Source organism: Pseudomonas sp. BN411, from assembly GCF_029871235.1.
GTDB lineage: Bacteria > Pseudomonadota > Gammaproteobacteria > Pseudomonadales > Pseudomonadaceae > Metapseudomonas.
Genome location: NZ_SSOM01000026.1, coordinates 1 through 17,037 on the forward strand (window position 1 = coordinate 1; position 17,037 = coordinate 17,037).

Sequence of the window (17,037 nt, forward strand, 5' to 3'; positions counted from 1 at the left end):
CGGCTGCCACCGCCCCGCTGCCCGCAGCCAAGCTCGACCTCAGCCTGCCGAAGGATCTGGTGGATCAGTTGCAGCCGACCGAGGCAGCGGCCGACCTGCCTGACCAGCAGCTATTGCCGCAGATGTTCGTGGAAAAACCCGTCCCGGAAAGCCCGTTCCAGCTCAATGGCAAGCTGATCACCAATGAGCGGGAAGACGATTACTGGCGTTCGGTGGAAGGCGCCGAGCTGCAGTTCGAGTTCAAGCGCTGATCCGGTTGCGTGAGTAGGAGCGAGCTTGCTCGCGAAGAGGCCGGGCCCAAAGCATTCGCGAGCAAGCTCGCTCCTACATAGTCAGGAAGTCTGCGTCAGAAACGATATTCCCCGCGCTGGATGGCCTGATACAGGGCCCCATCCAGCGGGCGGAAGGCCGGGTCGCCGGGCAGTCGCGCGAAAAGCGGTTCACTCACTGCTGACGGGTCATAGGCCTGTTGCTTCAGGTCGGTCTTCTTGTACTTGAAGGTGCCTGTGGTCTCCACCTCACCCAGCAGGCGCACGAACAGCGGTGAGGCGTAGGCCGGCAGTTCGCGATCGAGGTGAACGGCCAGGGCCTCGCCGTCCAGATGCGCGCCACTGCCCAGACGCAGGGCGGCCATGCCGCAACGACCGTTGGTGCCAGGAATCTCCACGCCGTAGACCACCGCATCTTCCACGCCGGGGAAGGCGCCGAGGGCGTTCTCGACTTCCGTGGTGGAGACGTTTTCGCCTTTCCAGCGGAAGGTGTCGCCGAGGCGGTCGACGAACTGCGCGTGCTTGCAGCCGATGCCGCGCATCAGGTCGCCGGTGTTGAACCAGGCGTCACCCTTCTTGAACACATCCCGCAGGATCACCGCTTCGCTCTTGGCCGGGTCGGTGTAGCCGTCGAAGGGCCACTTGTCGCTGATTTCGCTGATCAGCAGGCCCGTTTCGCCCTTGCCGACTTCTTCCATCAGGCCCCGGTGGTCCCGTAGCGGGCGGTCGTTTTCCAGGTCATAGCGGACGATGGCGAAGGTGGCCGGCGAGAAGCCCACCGTATTGTCGAAGTTGAACACGTTGGTGAAGCCGATGTTGCCCTCGCTGGAGGCGTAGAACTCCATTACCCGTTCGATGCCGAAGCGCGTCTTGAACTCGGCCCAGATCGACGGGCGCAGGCCATTGCCGATCATGCAGGTCAGGCTGTTGCCCTGTTCCTCGGGGCAGGGCGGCTGGTTCAGCAGGTAGCGGCAGAGCTCGCCGATGTAGCCGAAGCAGGTGGCCTGATAGCGGGCCACGTCCTTCCAGAAGTTGCTGGCGGAGAACTTGCGGCGCAAGGCGATGGCGGCGCCGCCGGCCAGCACCGAGGCCCAGCTCACGGTGACCGCATTGTTGTGGTAGCAGGGCAGGGTCAGATAGAAGACGTCGTTCTCGCCGAGGCCCAGGCCCGAGTGGCCGAAACCACCGAAGGCCTTGATCCACTTGCCATGGCTGAGGATGGACGCCTTGGGCAGGCCGGTGGTGCCCGAGGTGTAGATGTAGAAGCAGGCGTCCTTGAGGCGGACCTGGCCGGTTTCCACCGGATTGTCGCTGGACTGACCCAAGGCCAGGCGCATCAGGTTCTGCCAGCCGGGTGGGGCGTCGCCGGGGGCGGTCAGGCAGTCACCATCGGCCACCCAGTAGCAGCGGCGGGCATCCTCCAGTTCAGCGCGGACTTCGTCGAAAGCGCCGCGCAGTTCCTCCCCCACCACAAAGTGCCGGGCCTTGACCAGGTTGAGGCTGTGGCTTAGCACCTTGCCGCGCTGGGTGGTGTTCACCAGGGCGGCGATGGCACCCAGCTTGGCCAGGGCACCAAGAACCGCCAGCACTTCGATGCGGTTCTCCAGCATCACTGCCACGACGCTGCCGTGTGCCACGCCTTCGGCTTTCAGGGCGTGCGCCAGGCGATTGCTCCAGGCGTTGAAGTCGGCATAGCTGATCCGGCGTTGTTCATCGATCACGGCCGGGCGCTCGGGGTACAGCCGCGCAGCGCGCTCCAGCGCCCAACCCAGGGACAACGCCTTTTCGCGGTTGCGGATGCCGGTGTAGTAGAGGCCCAGCACCATGCGCGGCAAGCGCGGAAGGTTGGCCGGCAGGCGGGCGATGAAGCTCATCGGAGAGATCAGATCGACTTGGCTCATGGTTCTCGCGTGTTGTCGTTGTTGTACGCAGATATGCCCCTGACTCTAGAGCGGTCGACCGGGCCCCGCCATGACCCTGGCGCGGCGGGGGAAGGGCAGATGGGCAAATGGTGGTGGTGAGGCTGTGGTGGCTCCTTGTGGGGGCGAATTCATTCGCGATGCAGGACGCAGTCCTGCCCTTCGGCCTCAAGGGGCTGCTACGCAGCCCATAGCGAATGAATTCGCCCCCACAAACGGACTCAGTCCAGGAACAGATCCGGCACCAGCGAGCCACCCTGCGGGTCGTAGCGGTACTGCTCAAATTCGGTCTGGCCCTGTTCGCGCAGGATTTCTTCGTCGATCAGCAGGCGGCCAGTGATGCTGCGGCCCTGGCTGGTGAGGATGGCGTAAGCAGCATCGGCCATGATGGCCGGGGTACGGGCGCGCTTGAAGGCGTCGCGGCTGCCCAGCTCGAACTCGATGGCGGCGGTGGCGATCATGGTTTGCGGCCAGAGCGAGTTGACGCTGATACCGTACTTCTTGAACTCCTCGCTCATGCCCAGCGTGAGCATGCTCATGCCGTACTTGGTGACGGTGTAGGGGCCGTGCTGGGCGAACCATTTGGGCGCGAGGTTGAGTGGTGGTGAAAGGTTGATGATGTGGCTGTTGGCGCTTTGCTTCAGAAAGGGCAATGCGGCCTGGCTGCAGACCATCACCGCGCGGGTGTTGATCTGATACATCAGGTCGAAGCGCTTGGGGTCCAGGCGTTCTACGCCCACCAGCTTGATGGCGCCGGCATTGTTGACCAGGGCATCGATGCCGCCGAAGTGTTCGGCGGCCTTGGCCATGGCATCGCGCACGGCGTTTTCGTCACGCACGTCCAGTTGCAGGGGCAGGGCCTTGCCGCCGGCGGCTTGCACTTCCTCGGCGACGCTGAAGATAGTGCCGGGGAGTTTCGGATGGGGCTCGGCGCTCTTGGCGGCGACGACGATATTGGCGCCATCGGCGGCGGCGCGCAGAGCGATCTCGCGGCCGATGCCACGGCTGGCGCCGGTGATGAACAGGGTTTTGCCGGAAAGGGACATCTGGTTCTCCTGGTTCTTGTTGTTGTCCGGGGCCGCGCGGCGGCCCTTGGCGAATGAATTCGCCCCCACAGAAAATCCTTCGTTAAGAGGCTTCTTCCACCTCGACCAGCAGTTGGCGGCTCTTCACCTGGTCGCCGCGGCTGACCTGGACGCGGCGGATCACGCCGTCCACGCCGGCCTTCAGCGGGTGCTCCATCTTCATGGCTTCCAGCACCACCAGCAGTTGGCCCTTGCCGACCCGATCACCCTCACTCACCAGCACGTCGACGATGGCGCCATCCATGGGCGCCTTCACCGTGCCGGAGGCGGCGCCGGCTTGTCCGCCGGCGGGCTCGTGGGTGATGTCCTGCAGTTCCAGGTTGCCGTTCTGGCCGAACAGCCAGAGCTGCGTGGACTGTTGGTGGTAGGCGACGCGGCGACGGATGCCGTCCAGTTCCATCACTGCCCAGCGGCCATCGGCGCTCACCAGGCGGACTGCAACTTCGGTGTCATTCACCCTTGCCAGCAGGCGCGGTTGTTGGCCGGTGTCTTGCACCGCCAGTTCCACGCCGTGCTTCTGCTCGCCCTGACGCAGAACCAGGCGCCAGGGCGCGCTGCCGGCGCTGCGCCAGCCGGCCAGGCCGCCCTGGTGGGCGCTGGCGGCGGCAGAGGCCTGGTAGAGCAGGGTGGCGGCCATCGCCAGCTCGGCCGGAGATGCCGCCTGTGGTGTCAGGCTCGGGTCGGCGCCGAAGGTTTCGCCGATGAAGGCGGTGGTGGCTTCCCCGGCGGCGAACTGCGGGTGGCGCAACAGATTGGCGAGGAAGCGCTGGTTGCCCTTCACGCCGAGGAGCACACAATCCTCCACGGCGCGAGCCAGCTTGCGCCGGGCTTCCTCGCGGGTAGCGCCCCAGGCGATGACCTTCGCCAGCATGGGGTCGTAGAAGGGCGTCACGGCCTGGCCCTCCACCAGGCCGTGGTCGATGCGGATTCCTTCCAGCTCGGCCGGCTCCCAGCGCAACACGTCGCCGGTCTGGGGCAGGAAGCCGGCGGACGGGTCTTCGGCGTAGAGGCGCACTTCCATGGCATGGCCGTTGAGGCGGATCTCGTCCTGCTTCAATGGCAGCGGTTGGCCCTCGGCCACGCGAATCTGCCAGGCGACCAGGTCCTGGCCGGTGATCAGCTCGGTCACCGGGTGCTCGACCTGCAGACGGGTGTTCATTTCCAGGAAGTAGAAGGCGCCGCTGGCATCCAGCAGGAATTCCACCGTGCCGGCGCCCACGTAGCGCACTGTGCGCGCGGCCTTCACCGCCGCTTCGCCCATGGCTTGGCGCAGTTCGGGCGTCATGACCGGGCAGGGGGCTTCTTCGATGACTTTCTGGTGGCGACGCTGCACGGAGCAGTCCCGCTCGCCCAGGTAGACGAGGTTGCCGTGCTGGTCGCCGAACACCTGGATTTCCACATGGCGCGGCCGGATCACGGCCTTTTCCAGGATCAGCTCGGCGCTGCCGAAGGCATTCAGCGCTTCCGAGCGGGCCGTGCGCAGTTGCGTCGTCAGCTCATCCGCGCCGTTCACCAGGCGCATGCCGCGTCCGCCGCCGCCGGCGCTGGCCTTGATCATCAGCGGGTAGCCGATGCGTGCGGCTTCGCGGGCCAGCGTGGCGTCGTCCTGCTCGGCCCCTTCGTAGCCGGGAATGCACGGCACACCAGCTTCGAGCATGGCCAGCTTGGACAGGCGCTTGCTGCCCATCAGGTGGATGGCATCCACAGTGGGGCCGATGAAGATGATGCCGGCCGCCTCGCAGGCGCGGGCGAATTCGGCGTTCTCGGAGAGGAAGCCATAGCCGGGGTGAACGGCGTCGGCGCCGGTCTTCCGGGCCGCTTCGAGGATGGCTGCGACCGACAGGTAGGATTGCCCCACGGGCGCCGGGCCAATGCACACCGCCTCGTCCGCCAGTTGTACATGGCGAGCGTCGGCGTCGGCTTCGCTGTAGACGGCAACGGTGCGATAGCCGAGCGCCTGGGCGGTGCGCATTACCCGGCAGGCGATCTCGCCACGGTTGGCAATCAGGATCTTGTTGAAGCTGGGCATATTCTCTGGCTCCTCGGATTCTATTCCCCGCTCCTCTTGGGAGAGGGGCCAGGGGTGAGGGAACCACCTGCGCGCGGCGGGATTCCCCTCACCCCAACCCTCTCCCGGAGGGAGAGGGCGTAAAGGCTCACTGCGCCCAGGTGGGCTTGCGCTTCTGCACGAAGGCCAGGGTGCCTTCGGTGCCTTCAGGGCCGGTGACGGCAGCGGCGAACTGCTCGGCGGCATGGTCCAGCAGGGCAGCCAGCGGCTCGTCTTCGGTGGCCAGCAGCAGGGCCTTGGTCCGGGCATTGGCACCAGGCGCGCAGCGCCGGATCTGTTCCAGGCTCTCGGCCAGGCGCTGCTCCACGCCGGCCGTATCGGCCTCGGCGAAGTGCACCAGGCCCAGGCGCAGGGCCTCGGCGCCATCGAAACGCGCCGCGGTGAGCGCCAGTTGGCGCGCCTGGGTCAGGCCGATGCGCTTGACCACGAAGGGTGCAATCTGCGCCGGCAGCACACCGAGACTGGTTTCCGGCAGGCCGAACTGGGCGCCGGCGTGGGCAATGGCGATGTCGGAGACGCAGGCCAGGCCGAATCCGCCGCCCAGCACTGCGCCTTCGAGCACCGCCACCAGCACCTGGGGTTGCGCCTGGGCTTCTTCCAGCAGGCTGCCGAAGGCACGGTTCAGGCTGCGGTAGGCATCGCTGCCGGTGGCTCGGGCGCTGGCCATGTCCTTGATGTCGCCACCGGCGCAGAAGTGCCCGCCGGCACCGCGCAGCACCAGGGCGCGCACGCTTGAGTCAGTGCGCACCGCGGCCAGGACCGCACGCAGTTCCTCGACCATCGTCAGGCTCATGGCGTTGCGACTGTCCGGCCGGTTCAGGGTGATGTGCAGCACGCCAGCGGCCTGTTCCAGCAGCAGGGTTTCGCAGTTCGGCAATTCATTCATGCCGGCATCCTCGTCAGGGTGTTGTAGGAGCCAGCTTGCTGGCGAAGCTTTCGCCAGCAAGCTGGCTCCTACGGTTCACGATCAACCTTTCTTCTTCCCAGGCAGGGTGCCCATCAGCTTGCAGATGATGCCCAGCATGATTTCGTCGGCGCCGCCGCCGATGGACACCAGGCGGGTATCGCGATAGGCGCGGGAGACGTGGTTGTCCCACATGAAGCCCATGCCCCCCCAGTACTGCAGGCAGGCGTCGGTGACTTCGCGGCCGAGGCGGCCGGCCTTGAGCTTGGCCATGGAGGCGAGGCGGGTGACGTCCTTGCCGGTGACGTACAACTCCACCGCCTGGTAGACCAGCGCGCGCAGGGCTTCGATCTCGGTCATCAGCTCGGCCAGGCGGAAGTGGATCACCTGGTTGTCGATCAGCGGGTTGCCGAAGGTCTTGCGTTCCTTGCAGTAGTCGATGGTGACGTCCACGCAGTGCTCCAGGCCCTTGATCATGTTGGCGGCGCCGAACATGCGTTCTTCCTGGAACTGCAGCATCTGCATCATGAAGCCCGCGCCTTCGTGGCCGATGCGGTAGCGCTGCGGCACCCGGACGTTGTCGAAGAACACCTGGGCGGTCTCGGAACTGCGCATGCCGAGTTTGTCGAGGTGGGCGCTGAGGGTGATGCCGGGGGTGTTCATCGGCACCATGATCAGCGACTTGTTGATGTGCGGCTTGTCGTCCGAGGTGTTGGCCAGCAGGCAGATGAAGTCGGCGCTGGGGGAGTTGGTGATCCACATCTTGCTGCCGTTGATCACGTAGTCGCTGCCGTCCTTGCGGGCGGTGGTCTTCATCCCGGCGACGTCCGAGCCGGCGCCCACTTCGGAGACGCCGATGCAGCCGACCATCTCGCCGGCGATGGCCGGGCGCAGAAACTCCTCGCGCAGCTCATCGGAACCGAAGCGCGCCAGGGCCGGGGTGCACATGTCGGTCTGTACGCCAATGGACATGGGAATGCCGCCGCAGTGGATGGTGCCGAACTCTTCGGCAGCGACGATCGAGTAGCTGTAGTCCAGGCCCATGCCGCCGAACTTCTCCGGCTTGGAAATGCCCAGCAGGCCGAGCTCACCGGCCTTCTTGAACACGTCGTGGATCGGGAAGCGGCCGGCTTTCTCCCATTCGTCGACGTAGGGGTTGATCTCCTTCTCGACGAAATTGCGCACCGTGCGGCGAAGTTCTTCGTGTTCCTGGGTGAAGATCATCTTTGTTGTTCTCCTTGTAGAGTGCGCCGTGCGCACCGTGATCTGGTGTGGTGCGCGCGGCGCACCCAGCGGTCAGAAACGTGCCACGCCGAAACTGTTGCCCTTCAGCGGTCGCACGTCCGCCTCCGCGCAGATATCCAGCAGATAGCCGAGCAAGCGGCGGCTGTCACGGGGGTCGATCAGGCCGTCGTCCCAGAGGTTGGCGGTGCCGTAGAGGGCAGTGGACTGGCTCTCGAGCTTCTGCGCGGTCACCTGCTCCAGCATGTCGAGCATCTTCGGGTCGGCCTCCTTGCCCTCTTTGGCGTGTTTTTCCTCGGTGACGATGCGCAGCACCTTGCCGGCCTGGGCGCCGCCCATCACCGCAGTGCGGCTGTTGGGCCAGGCGAAGATGAAGCGCGGGTCCAGGCCACGGCCGCACATGGCGTAGTTACCGGCACCGTAGGAGCCGCCCACCACCAGGGTGAGCTTGGGTACGCGGGCGTTGGCCACGGCCTGGATCATCTTCGAACCATGCTTGATCACGCCCAGTTGCTCGGACTCGGTGCCGACCATGAAGCCGGTGGTGTTGTGCAGGAACAGCAGCGGCACATTGGTCTGCTCGCAGAGCTGGATGAATTGCGCCGCCTTGGCTGCGCCCTGGGGCGTGATGGGGCCGTTGTTGCCAATCAGGCCGCACGGGCGCCCTTCGATGCGCAGGTGCCCGCAGACGGTCTGGCTGTCGAACTCGTTCTTGAAGTCGAGGAACTCCGAGCCATCGGCGATGCGGGCGATGATCTCGCGTACGTCGTAGGGCTTCTTCGGATCGGCCGGAACCACCCCCAGCAGCTCTTCGGCGCTGTACAGCGGCTCGCGCCATTCGGCGTGGGCTCGGACCGGCAATTGCGCGTTCCAGGGCAGCATCGCGAGGATCTCGCGGGCCAGGCGCAGGCCGTCGGCATCGTTCTCCGCCAGGTACTCGGCTGTGCCGGCCACTTGGGCGTGCATTTCGGCGCCGCCCAGCTCTTCGTCGCTCGCCACTTCACCGGTGGCGGCCTTCAGCAGAGGCGGGCCAGCGAGGAACATCTTGGCCTTGCCGCGAACCACGATCACGTAGTCCGACAGGCCCGGCTGATAGGCGCCGCCGGCGGTGCTCGAACCGTGCACCACAGTGACCTGGGGGATGCCCATGGCGGAAATCCGTGCCTGGTTGGCGAAGCCGCGCGCGCCCTCGACGAAGATTTCCGCCGCGTAGTTGAGGTTGGCGCCACCGCTTTCGGTGAGGGCCACCAGCGGCAGCTTGTTCTCCATGGCGATCTGCTGCAGGCGCAGGGTCTTCTTCAGCCCGGTGGGGGAGATGGTGCCGCCCTTGATCGCACTGTTGCTGGCGCTGATCAGGCAACGAATCCCGGAGATGTAGCCGATGCCGGCGATGATGCCGCCGCCGGCCTGGGTACCGTCCTTGTCGTCATGCAGCTTGTAGCCGGCCAGGGAGCAGAGTTCGAGGAAGGGGCTGCCCGGGTCCAGCAGCAGGTTCAGACGTTCGCGGGGCAGCAGCTGGCCGCGCTTTTCGAACTTCGGCCGGGCTTCGGCGGCCTTGTCCAGCACCTTCTGCTCTACCTCGCGGAAACTCGCGATGGCGCTGAGCATGGCTTCGCGGTTCTTCGCGAAGTCGTCGCCCTGGGCATCGAGTTGGGATTGGATCGCGGTCATTACTCTTGATCCTTCAGCACGTCGGGCAGGAATGCCCGGTGGAACCCGTTGTAGGCCTTGCTCTGGCCGGGCTTGGCCTTGGCCAGGGGGAAGGCACGGCTGCCCTGGCTGGCGGCGCCGTCGATGCGGATGGTGTTGCCGCTGATGAAGGCGGCGCCAGGGGAAAGGAGGAATACGATGGCGGCGGCCACTTCGGATTCGCTGCCGATGCGCTTGAGCGGCACGTGCTCGCGCAGGGTGGGGATGATGGCCTTGAAGGCGCCTTCGTAGGTGTCCATGCCGCTGGAGGCGATCCAGCCGGGTGCCACCGCGTTGACCCGTACTCCCGCGTAGCCCCACTCGATGGCTGCGGTCTTGGTGAAGTTCTCCATGCCGGCGCGGGCGGCGCCGGAGTGGCCCATGCCGGGCATGCCGCCCCACATGTCGGCGAGCATGTTGACGATGCTGCCGCCCGTCTTGCTCATCGACTGGTTGAATACTTCGCGGGCCACCAGGAAGCCGCCCACCAGGTTGGTGCGAACCACGGTCTCGAAGCCTTTCTGGCTGATCGAGGCCAGTGGCGCGGGGTACTGGCCGCCGGCGTTGTTGACGAGGTGATGGATCGGCCCGCGCTCGGCCAGCAGGGTGGCGACCATGGCTTTCACCGCCTCTTCGTCGCGGATATCGCAGGCCTGCCAGCTGGCGCTGCCGCCGTCCTCGCTGATTTCGCCGGCGGTCTTCTCCAGTTTTTCCGCCTTGCGGCCAACCAGCACCACATGGGCGCCCAGGGCTGCCAGCTCATGGGCGGTGCAACGGCCGATGCCGCTGCCGCCACCGGTGACCATGATTGTCTGGCCGCTGAACAGGCCGGGCTTGAATACCGAGTCGTATGCCATGGGTTGCGTCCTCAGAGGCTGTCGGCCAGGGCCTGGGGCACCGGCACCGGGAATTCCAGGAGCTGCTGGGCGAAGGCCTTGCCTTGCGGGTCGATGCGCAGGCTGGCCACGCCGCCGCCGCCCAGGGCGTTTTCCAGCAGGAAGTTCAGGCTGTGGCTGCCCGGCAGGTACCAGCGCGCCACACGACCGATCTGCGGGTCGAGTACGTGGCCCATCCAGTCGACCACGGCTTCCCGGGTCAGGGCTTCGGCGATCCAGGGCAGATACTCCGGTTTGCGCGCCATGACGCCGATATTGCTGTGGTTGCCCTTGTCGCCGGAGCGCGCAACCGCCAGTTTCACCAGGGGGACGCTGGCGCTGGCCTGGCCCTCGGCGGCTGGAGGCGCCAGGTCGTCGGCCAGGGCTGTGACGTCGAAGCCGTGCAATTGCGGCAGATCGCAGGGGCTGCGCTGGCCATCCATTTCCACTTCGAGGTGGCAGGCGGATTTGTCCGCCAGGAAGGAAAACAGCCGGATCACCGGGTAGACAGTGGGTCGGCCGCCGACGATGCCGGTCAGGCCCGGCGCCATACCGGTCGCTGCCTGGGCGATTTCGCGGGAGAACAGCACCAGGGCGTCCTTGCGGCTGTGGCTGACGGCGATCTTGATGACCACCTCGCGGCTGTCCTGGCGCTGGCCGTGGGGACCGTAGGTCGCTTCGCTGCCCAGCAGTTCGACGTTCACCTCGCGATAGCGGCCCCAGCCGCGTTCGGCGAAGAGTTCTTCAGTCTTGGCGATGATGGCGCGGCTGACCCGCTCGGCCTTCTTCACGGCGTCGATGCCGGCCAGCAGGCAACTGGCGGTGCAACGGAAACCGTCGGGGTAGGTGGCGCTGACCTTGTATTGCGGCGTCGGCGGCAGGCCACGGGCGCCGAGTACGCGCACCCGGTTGGTCCCGGCCTGTTCCAGGCGGACCTGGGTGAAGTCGCAGACCACGTCGGGGAGCAGGTAGGCGCGCGGGTCGCCGATCTCGTAGAGCATCTGCTCGCCGACTGAGAAAGGCGTAACCAGGCCGCCGGAACCATCCGGCTTGGTCACGCAGAAACTGCCGTCGGCTTCCGCCTCGATGATGGGGAATCCGATGTGTTCGTAGTCAGGCACCGATTCCCAGTCGGTGAAGTTGCCGCCGGTGCACTGGGCGCCGCATTCGATCAGGTGGCCGGCGAGGGCGGCCTGGGCGAGCTTGTCGTAGTCGCTCCAGGACCAGCCGAACTCGTGGACCAGGGCGGCGCTGACCACGGCGCTGTCCACTACCCGGCCGGTGATGACGATGTCCGCGCCCTGTTCCAGCGCGGCCACTATGCCCGGTGCGCCCAGGTAGGCGTTGATCGAGACGCACATGGGCGGCAGCGGGGCGTCGCTGAACATTTCGCGGATGCCGGCCTTGGCCAGTTCGCCCAGCCGGGGTTGCAGGTTGTCGCCGTGCAATACGGCGATCTTCAGCGTTACGCCGGCCTTTTCGCAGGCGGCGGCCAGGGCGCTGGCGCAGGCGACCGGGTTCACTCCGCCGGCATTGCTGATCACGCGGATCTTCTTCTGCGCGATGGTCGGCAGCAGGGGAGCCAGGACTTCGACGAAGTCGGTGGCGAAGCCGACATTCGGATCCTTCAGGCGAGCGCCGGCCATGATCGACATGGTGATCTCGGCCAGGTAATCGAAGACCAGGTAGTCCAGTGTGGCGCCATGCACCAACTGGGCAGCAGCGGTGGAGGTGTCGCCCCAGAAAGCGGAGGCGCAGCCGATGCGTACGGTTTTTGTCATTGGAGTATTCCGCAGCACTGTTGGGTGATGGATGGAACACTACCAAGCAAGCGCTTGGTTGAAAAGTGGGAGCTCAGTTCTTTTCACCCGAGCGCTTGCTTGGGCGGATCACCCGGCATAAATTTCGTTAATCAAGACAGAGACTTGCGGACCATTCTTAAGTTGGAGTGGCCGACTGCAGTGGGGATTCCAATGAGCCTTGACGACGAAAAAGCCCAAGCGGTGATGCAGGAACTGGTTGCCAGCGGCCAGATCACCGACCCTGAAAGCGCCCGCGGCAAGCTGCTGCAGACCGCCGCCCACCTGTTCCGCAGCAAGGGCTACGAGCGCACCACGGTGCGCGATCTCGCCAGCGCCGTCGGTATCCAGTCCGGCAGCATCTTCCATCACTTCAAGAGCAAGGATGAGATCCTCCGCTCGGTGATGGAGGAAACCGTCCTCTACAACACCGCGCTGATGCGTGCCTCCATGACGGACGCCGGCGACCTGCGCGAGCGGGTGCTGGCGCTGATCCGCTGCGAGCTGCAATCCATCATGGGCGGTACCGGCGAAGCCATGGCGGTGCTGGTGTACGAGTGGCGCTCGCTGTCCGAGGAAGGCCAGCACCATATCCTCCAGCTGCGTGAAGCCTATGAGCAACTCTGGCTGGATGTGCTGGGTGAAGCGCGTGCCGAAGGGTATTTCACTGCCGACCCGTTCATCCTGCGGCGTTTCCTCACCGGCGCGCTGAGCTGGACCACCACCTGGTTCCGCCCGGAGGGTCCGATGACGCTTGACCAACTCGCCGAGCAAGCGCTGTCGCTGGTGATCAAGGACGCCTGACGGCAAATGTGATGTCCGTCACGTCCCGTTCTGGAGAACGTGGGTAGTTGCAACGTTAATCACGTACTCTGCGGCGCAGTGCCGTAACTGCAGGGAGCAGCTGTAGAGATGGAAGTTTGCAGGGGGTTGTCCCTGAAGGCGTTGTGGGTTGCCGTAGTCCTGCTGATTTCAGCGCCTGTGGTGGCGTCGCAGACCGTCCAGGTCGCCGGCGCGCATTTCCCTCCCTATGTGGTCAAGCCTGAGTCGGCCGAGGCCAGCGGCTTGCTCCTGGACATGCTCGCGGCGCTCAACGCATTGCAGACGGACTACCGCTTCGTCGTGCGTCCTACCGCCATTCCCCGGCGCTTCCGGGATTTCCAGGAAGGGCGGATCGATCTGGCGGTGTTCGAGAATCCGGACTGGGGTTGGCAAGGCATCCCCGGTGCGCGCATCGACATGGGGCTGGCCGATGCGGAAATCTTCGTCGCCAAGGCCCAGCCCGGGCGCAGCCAGCATTACTTCGGCAAGCTGGCCGGCAAGCGCCTGGCACTTTACAACGGCTATCACTACGGCTTTGCCGGCTTCAATCCCGACCCCGAATTTCTCCAGCGCGAGTTCGACGCGAAGCTCACCTATTCCCACGACAGCAACTTGCGGATGCTGCTGCGCGAGCGTGCGGATATCGCCCTGGTGACCCGTTCCTATTTCAATGCCTACCTGGAGCGAAACCCGGAGCAGGCGGACAGTTTCCTCGCCAGCGACCGGATCGATCAGAGCTACCACCACTACGCCTTGCTGAGACCGGGAGCCCCCATCAGTGCCGAGCAGTTTTCCGCACTGCTGGAGCGGCTGCGCGCCGGAGGCCAGTTACAGCAGATCTTCGGGCGCTATGGCGTGGTGGTCAGGCCAGCCGCAGCGGGTAGCTCAGCAGCAACAGATGGCAGGAATTGACCGCCAGGTGCAGGGCCACCGCCATCGATAGCCGGCCGCTGTAGTGGAAAACCAGCCCGTAGCCCAGGCCGGCCAGCCCCGCGACTAAGGCGAACAGTGGGCTGAACGGCAGGTGGACGGCTCCGAAGATCGCCGCCGTGAGCAGCACGCCATTGCGTGCACCGAGCCGGGAGACCAGCGCCGGTTGCAGCAATCCGCGAAATACCAGTTCTTCCGCCAGCACGGTGACCAGCAGGTTTACCGCCAGCCACTCCCAGACCATCTCCGGCCATTTCGGCTGCCAGCCCACCAGCCCGATCGCAAGCGCCAGCAGTGGCACCAGCAGCAAGGTGGCGAGGGCGGCGAGCCAGGCGTTGCGCGGCGCAGGCGCAAACGCTCGCAGTGTCGGGCGGCCCAGCCACCAGGCGAGCAGGGTCATGCCCACCAGCAGCTTGTCCCAGGAAACACGCAATCCGTAGGGCGGCGCGTCGGGGCTCAGGCGCTGCGGTTCGCCCAGGGGAAATGGGCTGAAGCCCGGCACCAGGTGGGCGGCGAGGGCGACGGAAGAGAGCAGGGTGACCGGCAGCCAGAGCCGCGCCGGCAACTGCCGATCGGCGAAAACCCAGCCGGCATAGGAGACGCCTGCCAGCAGGGCGATCACCTGTACGCCGCCCAGCCCTTGGCCAAGGGCAAGGACGATCAGCGGGAACAGCAGTTGCAGGTGGAGCGGCATGACGCTTCTCAGCGACGCTGCCGCGCTTTGTTGCTCGGGGGAAGGCACGGGGTCAGCGGTCCTTGGCTTCCTTGGCATCCATTTCGGCATTGCGCTCGCGGATGCGTTTGAGCTGCTCTTCGGTCAGCGGCAGTTTCTTCGCCGTGTCGCGCAACAGCATCAGGCTACCGACTATGGAGCCGATGGCCAGGACCAGTATCAGCCAGGCATACCAGGGCATGATGTTCTCCTGCGAAAAGGGGCCACTACTCTATTCGATTGTGCGCGCCTTTCCACGTTCCCGGGAGCCTGCGATTCCCGTGCGGCTCAACGGGCGCTGCAATCGGCAGCGCGCTCGGCCCGGCCTTCCACCAGGCGGGCACGCAGGGTGTCGTAGGTCCAGTTGAACACCAGGGTGTAGGGCAGGAAGAACAGCAGCAGCCCGATATCCAGCACAAAGGCTTCCACCAGCACGATCGACAGCCACCAGGCCGCCAGCGGAACCAGCACCACGATCAGCCCCAGCTCGAACAGGACGGCGTGGGTGATGCGCACCGACAAGGTGCGCTGGAAGCCGAAGCGCTGCTGGGCGCGGTCGAACAGGCTGTTGAATGCCATGTTCCAGAGCATTGCCACGGTGGAGAACATCAGCGTGAGCGCGCCCATGTGCGCCAGCGACTTGCCCAGTACCAGCGACAGCACGGGCGCGGTCAGCAGCACGGCCAGGCCCTCGAAGGCCAGGGCATGAAAAACCCGCTCCTTGATGGATTTGTTCAGGGCGGCAGTGGTGGTCAGGGTCATGGTGCTCTCCTGGCTCCTGATGAAGACATGCCCTGTATTCTCATCGGTCGATGGGATAGGGTTAAGTGAGATGCCATCGGGAAAGCCGATATGAACTACTCCCCTGAATCCCTTGAAGCCTTCGCCCAGGCAGTCGCCCTCGGCTCCTTCAGTGCCGCCGCGCGCAAGCTGGGCAAGAGCCAGTCCACCGTCAGCGAAGCCATCGCCCGGCTGGAAATCGACCTTGGGCTGGAACTCTTCGACCGCAGCAGCCGACAGCCGCAGCTGACCGACGCCGGTCGGGCCCTGCTGGGGCGGGTCGATGAGATCCTCGCGGCATCCGACCGCTTGCAGCACGCTGCCGCGCAATTGGCTGGCGGGTTGGAGCCACGGGTCAGCCTGGCGCTGTCGGACGCCTACCAGTCGGCGCAGTACGAAGAGCGCCTGACGGAACTGGATCAGCGCTACCCCGACCTCGAGTTCGAATGCCTGATCGCCGAGCATCACGACGTGATCGAACTGGTCGTACAAGGGCGCGCCACCCTGGGCCTGCTGGCGGCACAGGGCAGCTACCCGCCGGAGGTGGGCTCGGCGACCGTGGCCGAGCGTGCGGACTTCGGCTTGTTCGCGGCCCGGGAGCACCCGCTCGCGCAGTTGGCCGATGTACGGGAGAGCGACCTCGCTGGCTGGCGGTTGCTGCGCCTGAATACCGTGGGCGACGCCATGGCCCTGGATGACGGGCTGCCGTTCAGTGGCGGCCGCTGCTGGTCGGCGCCGAGCTACCTGATGCTGCTGGATATGGCCAGCAACGGTTTCGGCTGGGCAGAGCTGCCGCGCTGGCTGGTCAGCGGCTACGCCAACGGACGCCTGAAGGAATTGCAGGTGCCCGGCTGGCCGCGCAGTCAGGCTGTGGATGTGGTCTGGTCCCGCCAGCGTCCGCTGGGGCCGGCGGCGAGTTGGTTGCTGGAGCGCCTGCTGGACCGTCCGGCGGCGCGCTGAGACCGTTCTGGTAGCCTTGGCCCCGGTAATTCAAGGAGGAAGGACATGCAGATTCCCGTCACCATCCAGGCCGGCCTCTGGGGCTGGCTGGCCGCCAGCAGCCTGCTGATCGGCGCCGCCATCGGCTTTTTGGTGAAGCTGCCGCAGAAGGTGGTGGCCTCGATCATGGCCTATGGCAGCGGCGTGCTGGTCGCCGCCCTCTGCTTCGGCCAGATTCCGGAAGCCGAACGCATCGGCGGTCTCTGGCCAACCCTGGCGGGCATGCTGGCCGGCGGTGCCGTGTTCGTCCTGGCCAGCCAGTACATCGATCGCCTGGAACGGCACCATCGCGGCAAGAGCAGCAACGGCGGCAGCGGCATGGTCGCGTTGCTGATCGCCGTCGGCGCCTTTCTCGACGGCATTCCCGAATCCCTCGGCCTGGGGTTGGGGCTGCTGGACGGTGGCGAGGTCAGCCTGCTGATGCTGGTGGCGATCTTCCTGGCCAACCTGCCCGAGGGCCTGGCCAGCGCGGCCGGGTTGCGCGAGGAGAAGCGCAGCGGCTGGGTGGTGTTCGCGCTCTGGGGTGTGATCGCGTTGCTGTCCGGACTAGCGGCCATGGCAGGTCCCGGGCTGTTCGCCGACCTTCAGCCCCATTGGCTGGCCTTCGCCCTGGGTTTCTCGGCGGGGGCGGTGCTCTGCATGCTGGTCGATACCCTGATTCCCGAAGCCTTCGAAAGCACTCACGCCTGGACCGGGCTGATCACACTGGCGGGGTTCATGACGGCGTTTGCCCTCGATCATCTCGTCTGAGAGCCTGCCTACACGCTGCTGCGCGTCTGAAATACTGCGTTGAAAACGGCTTCGAAATGCTCATTTACAGCTCGTAGACTCCGCTTTCTCAGCCGTTTTCGCCTTGTCTTTCCATAGCTCGCGAGCGCGTAAACAGGCTCCATGAGGCAGCGGCGCGCGCCGGCTTCCGCTACAATGCGCGCCGTTTCCGATTC

The 17,037-nt window shown here is 65.7% G+C and carries 15 protein-coding genes and 1 pseudogene; 5 read left to right on the forward strand and 11 right to left on the reverse strand.

Going from position 1 to position 17,037, the window contains the following annotated elements; translation table 11 throughout:
* A pseudogene (locus E8F06_RS02045) lies at window positions 1-251 on the forward strand (hypothetical protein); the annotation flags it as partial.
* Window positions 252-346: 95 nt separating this feature from the next.
* Here E8F06_RS02045 and E8F06_RS02050 read toward each other — a convergent pair.
* The 8 genes from E8F06_RS02050 to E8F06_RS02085 all read right to left on the reverse strand — a co-directional run bounded on the left by E8F06_RS02050 (window position 347) and on the right by E8F06_RS02085 (window position 11,832).
* Complete coding sequence (locus E8F06_RS02050) at window positions 347-2,170, reverse strand: long-chain-acyl-CoA synthetase (protein WP_280363673.1); 1,824 nt, start codon at window positions 2,168-2,170, stop codon at window positions 347-349.
* Between the two features lie 239 nt (window positions 2,171-2,409).
* A complete protein-coding gene (locus E8F06_RS02055) occupies window positions 2,410-3,234 on the reverse strand; it encodes an NAD(P)-dependent oxidoreductase (protein ID WP_280363828.1) in 825 nt (274 codons plus the stop codon).
* Between the two features lie 82 nt (window positions 3,235-3,316).
* Complete coding sequence (gene atuF / locus E8F06_RS02060) at window positions 3,317-5,302, reverse strand: geranyl-CoA carboxylase subunit apha (protein WP_280363675.1); 1,986 nt, start codon at window positions 5,300-5,302, stop codon at window positions 3,317-3,319.
* A gap of 127 nt (window positions 5,303-5,429) precedes the next feature.
* Window positions 5,430-6,227, reverse strand: a complete 798-nt coding sequence (gene atuE, locus E8F06_RS02065) for an isohexenylglutaconyl-CoA hydratase (protein WP_280363677.1) — start codon at window positions 6,225-6,227, stop codon at window positions 5,430-5,432.
* Between the two features lie 81 nt (window positions 6,228-6,308).
* Window positions 6,309-7,469, reverse strand: coding sequence for a citronellyl-CoA dehydrogenase (atuD, locus tag E8F06_RS02070; protein WP_280363679.1), 1,161 nt, complete (start codon window positions 7,467-7,469; stop codon window positions 6,309-6,311).
* 72 nt (window positions 7,470-7,541) lie between these two features.
* A complete protein-coding gene (gene atuC, locus E8F06_RS02075) occupies window positions 7,542-9,158 on the reverse strand; it encodes a geranyl-CoA carboxylase subunit beta (RefSeq protein ID WP_280363681.1) in 1,617 nt (538 codons plus the stop codon).
* On the reverse strand, window positions 9,158-10,033 hold the full coding sequence (locus E8F06_RS02080; RefSeq protein ID WP_280363683.1) for an SDR family oxidoreductase: 876 nt from the start codon (window positions 10,031-10,033) through the stop codon (window positions 9,158-9,160). The genes atuC and E8F06_RS02080 overlap by 1 nt, the downstream gene beginning before the upstream one ends.
* Window positions 10,034-10,044: 11 nt before the next feature.
* Window positions 10,045-11,832, reverse strand: a complete 1,788-nt coding sequence (locus E8F06_RS02085; RefSeq protein ID WP_280363685.1) for a DUF1446 domain-containing protein — start codon at window positions 11,830-11,832, stop codon at window positions 10,045-10,047.
* A gap of 192 nt (window positions 11,833-12,024) precedes the next feature.
* On the opposite strand from E8F06_RS02085, the gene E8F06_RS02090 reads away from it, so the two are divergent.
* A complete protein-coding gene (locus E8F06_RS02090) occupies window positions 12,025-12,654 on the forward strand; it encodes a TetR/AcrR family transcriptional regulator (RefSeq protein ID WP_280363688.1) in 630 nt (209 codons plus the stop codon).
* A gap of 108 nt (window positions 12,655-12,762) precedes the next feature.
* The gene (locus E8F06_RS02095) at window positions 12,763-13,584 is read left to right on the forward strand and encodes a transporter substrate-binding domain-containing protein (protein ID WP_280363691.1); all 822 of its coding nucleotides are present in this window, start codon (window positions 12,763-12,765) and stop codon (window positions 13,582-13,584) included.
* Here E8F06_RS02095 and E8F06_RS02100 read toward each other — a convergent pair.
* From E8F06_RS02100 to E8F06_RS02110, 3 genes are all read right to left on the reverse strand, one after another.
* Window positions 13,535-14,296 carry a CPBP family intramembrane metalloprotease gene (locus E8F06_RS02100; protein WP_280363692.1) on the reverse strand — a complete coding sequence of 254 codons (762 nt, stop codon included), beginning with the start codon at window positions 14,294-14,296 and terminating at the stop codon, window positions 13,535-13,537. The two genes, E8F06_RS02095 and E8F06_RS02100, sit on opposite strands and share 50 nt — an antisense overlap.
* A 52-nt stretch (window positions 14,297-14,348) precedes the next feature.
* Window positions 14,349-14,516 (reverse strand): DUF2897 family protein, encoded by a 168-nt coding sequence (locus E8F06_RS02105; RefSeq protein WP_151135083.1) that lies wholly within the window; start codon window positions 14,514-14,516, stop codon window positions 14,349-14,351.
* Window positions 14,517-14,602: 86 nt separating this feature from the next.
* The gene (locus tag E8F06_RS02110) at window positions 14,603-15,076 is read right to left on the reverse strand and encodes a multidrug/biocide efflux PACE transporter (RefSeq protein WP_280363693.1); all 474 of its coding nucleotides are present in this window, start codon (window positions 15,074-15,076) and stop codon (window positions 14,603-14,605) included.
* 90 nt (window positions 15,077-15,166) lie between these two features.
* On the opposite strand from E8F06_RS02110, the gene E8F06_RS02115 reads away from it, so the two are divergent.
* Window positions 15,167-16,054 (forward strand): LysR family transcriptional regulator, encoded by an 888-nt coding sequence (locus tag E8F06_RS02115; RefSeq protein WP_280363695.1) that lies wholly within the window; start codon window positions 15,167-15,169, stop codon window positions 16,052-16,054.
* 45 nt (window positions 16,055-16,099) lie between these two features.
* Window positions 16,100-16,843 carry a hypothetical protein gene (locus tag E8F06_RS02120; protein WP_280363698.1) on the forward strand — a complete coding sequence of 248 codons (744 nt, stop codon included), beginning with the start codon at window positions 16,100-16,102 and terminating at the stop codon, window positions 16,841-16,843.
* The last annotated feature ends 194 nt before the right edge of the window (window positions 16,844-17,037 follow it).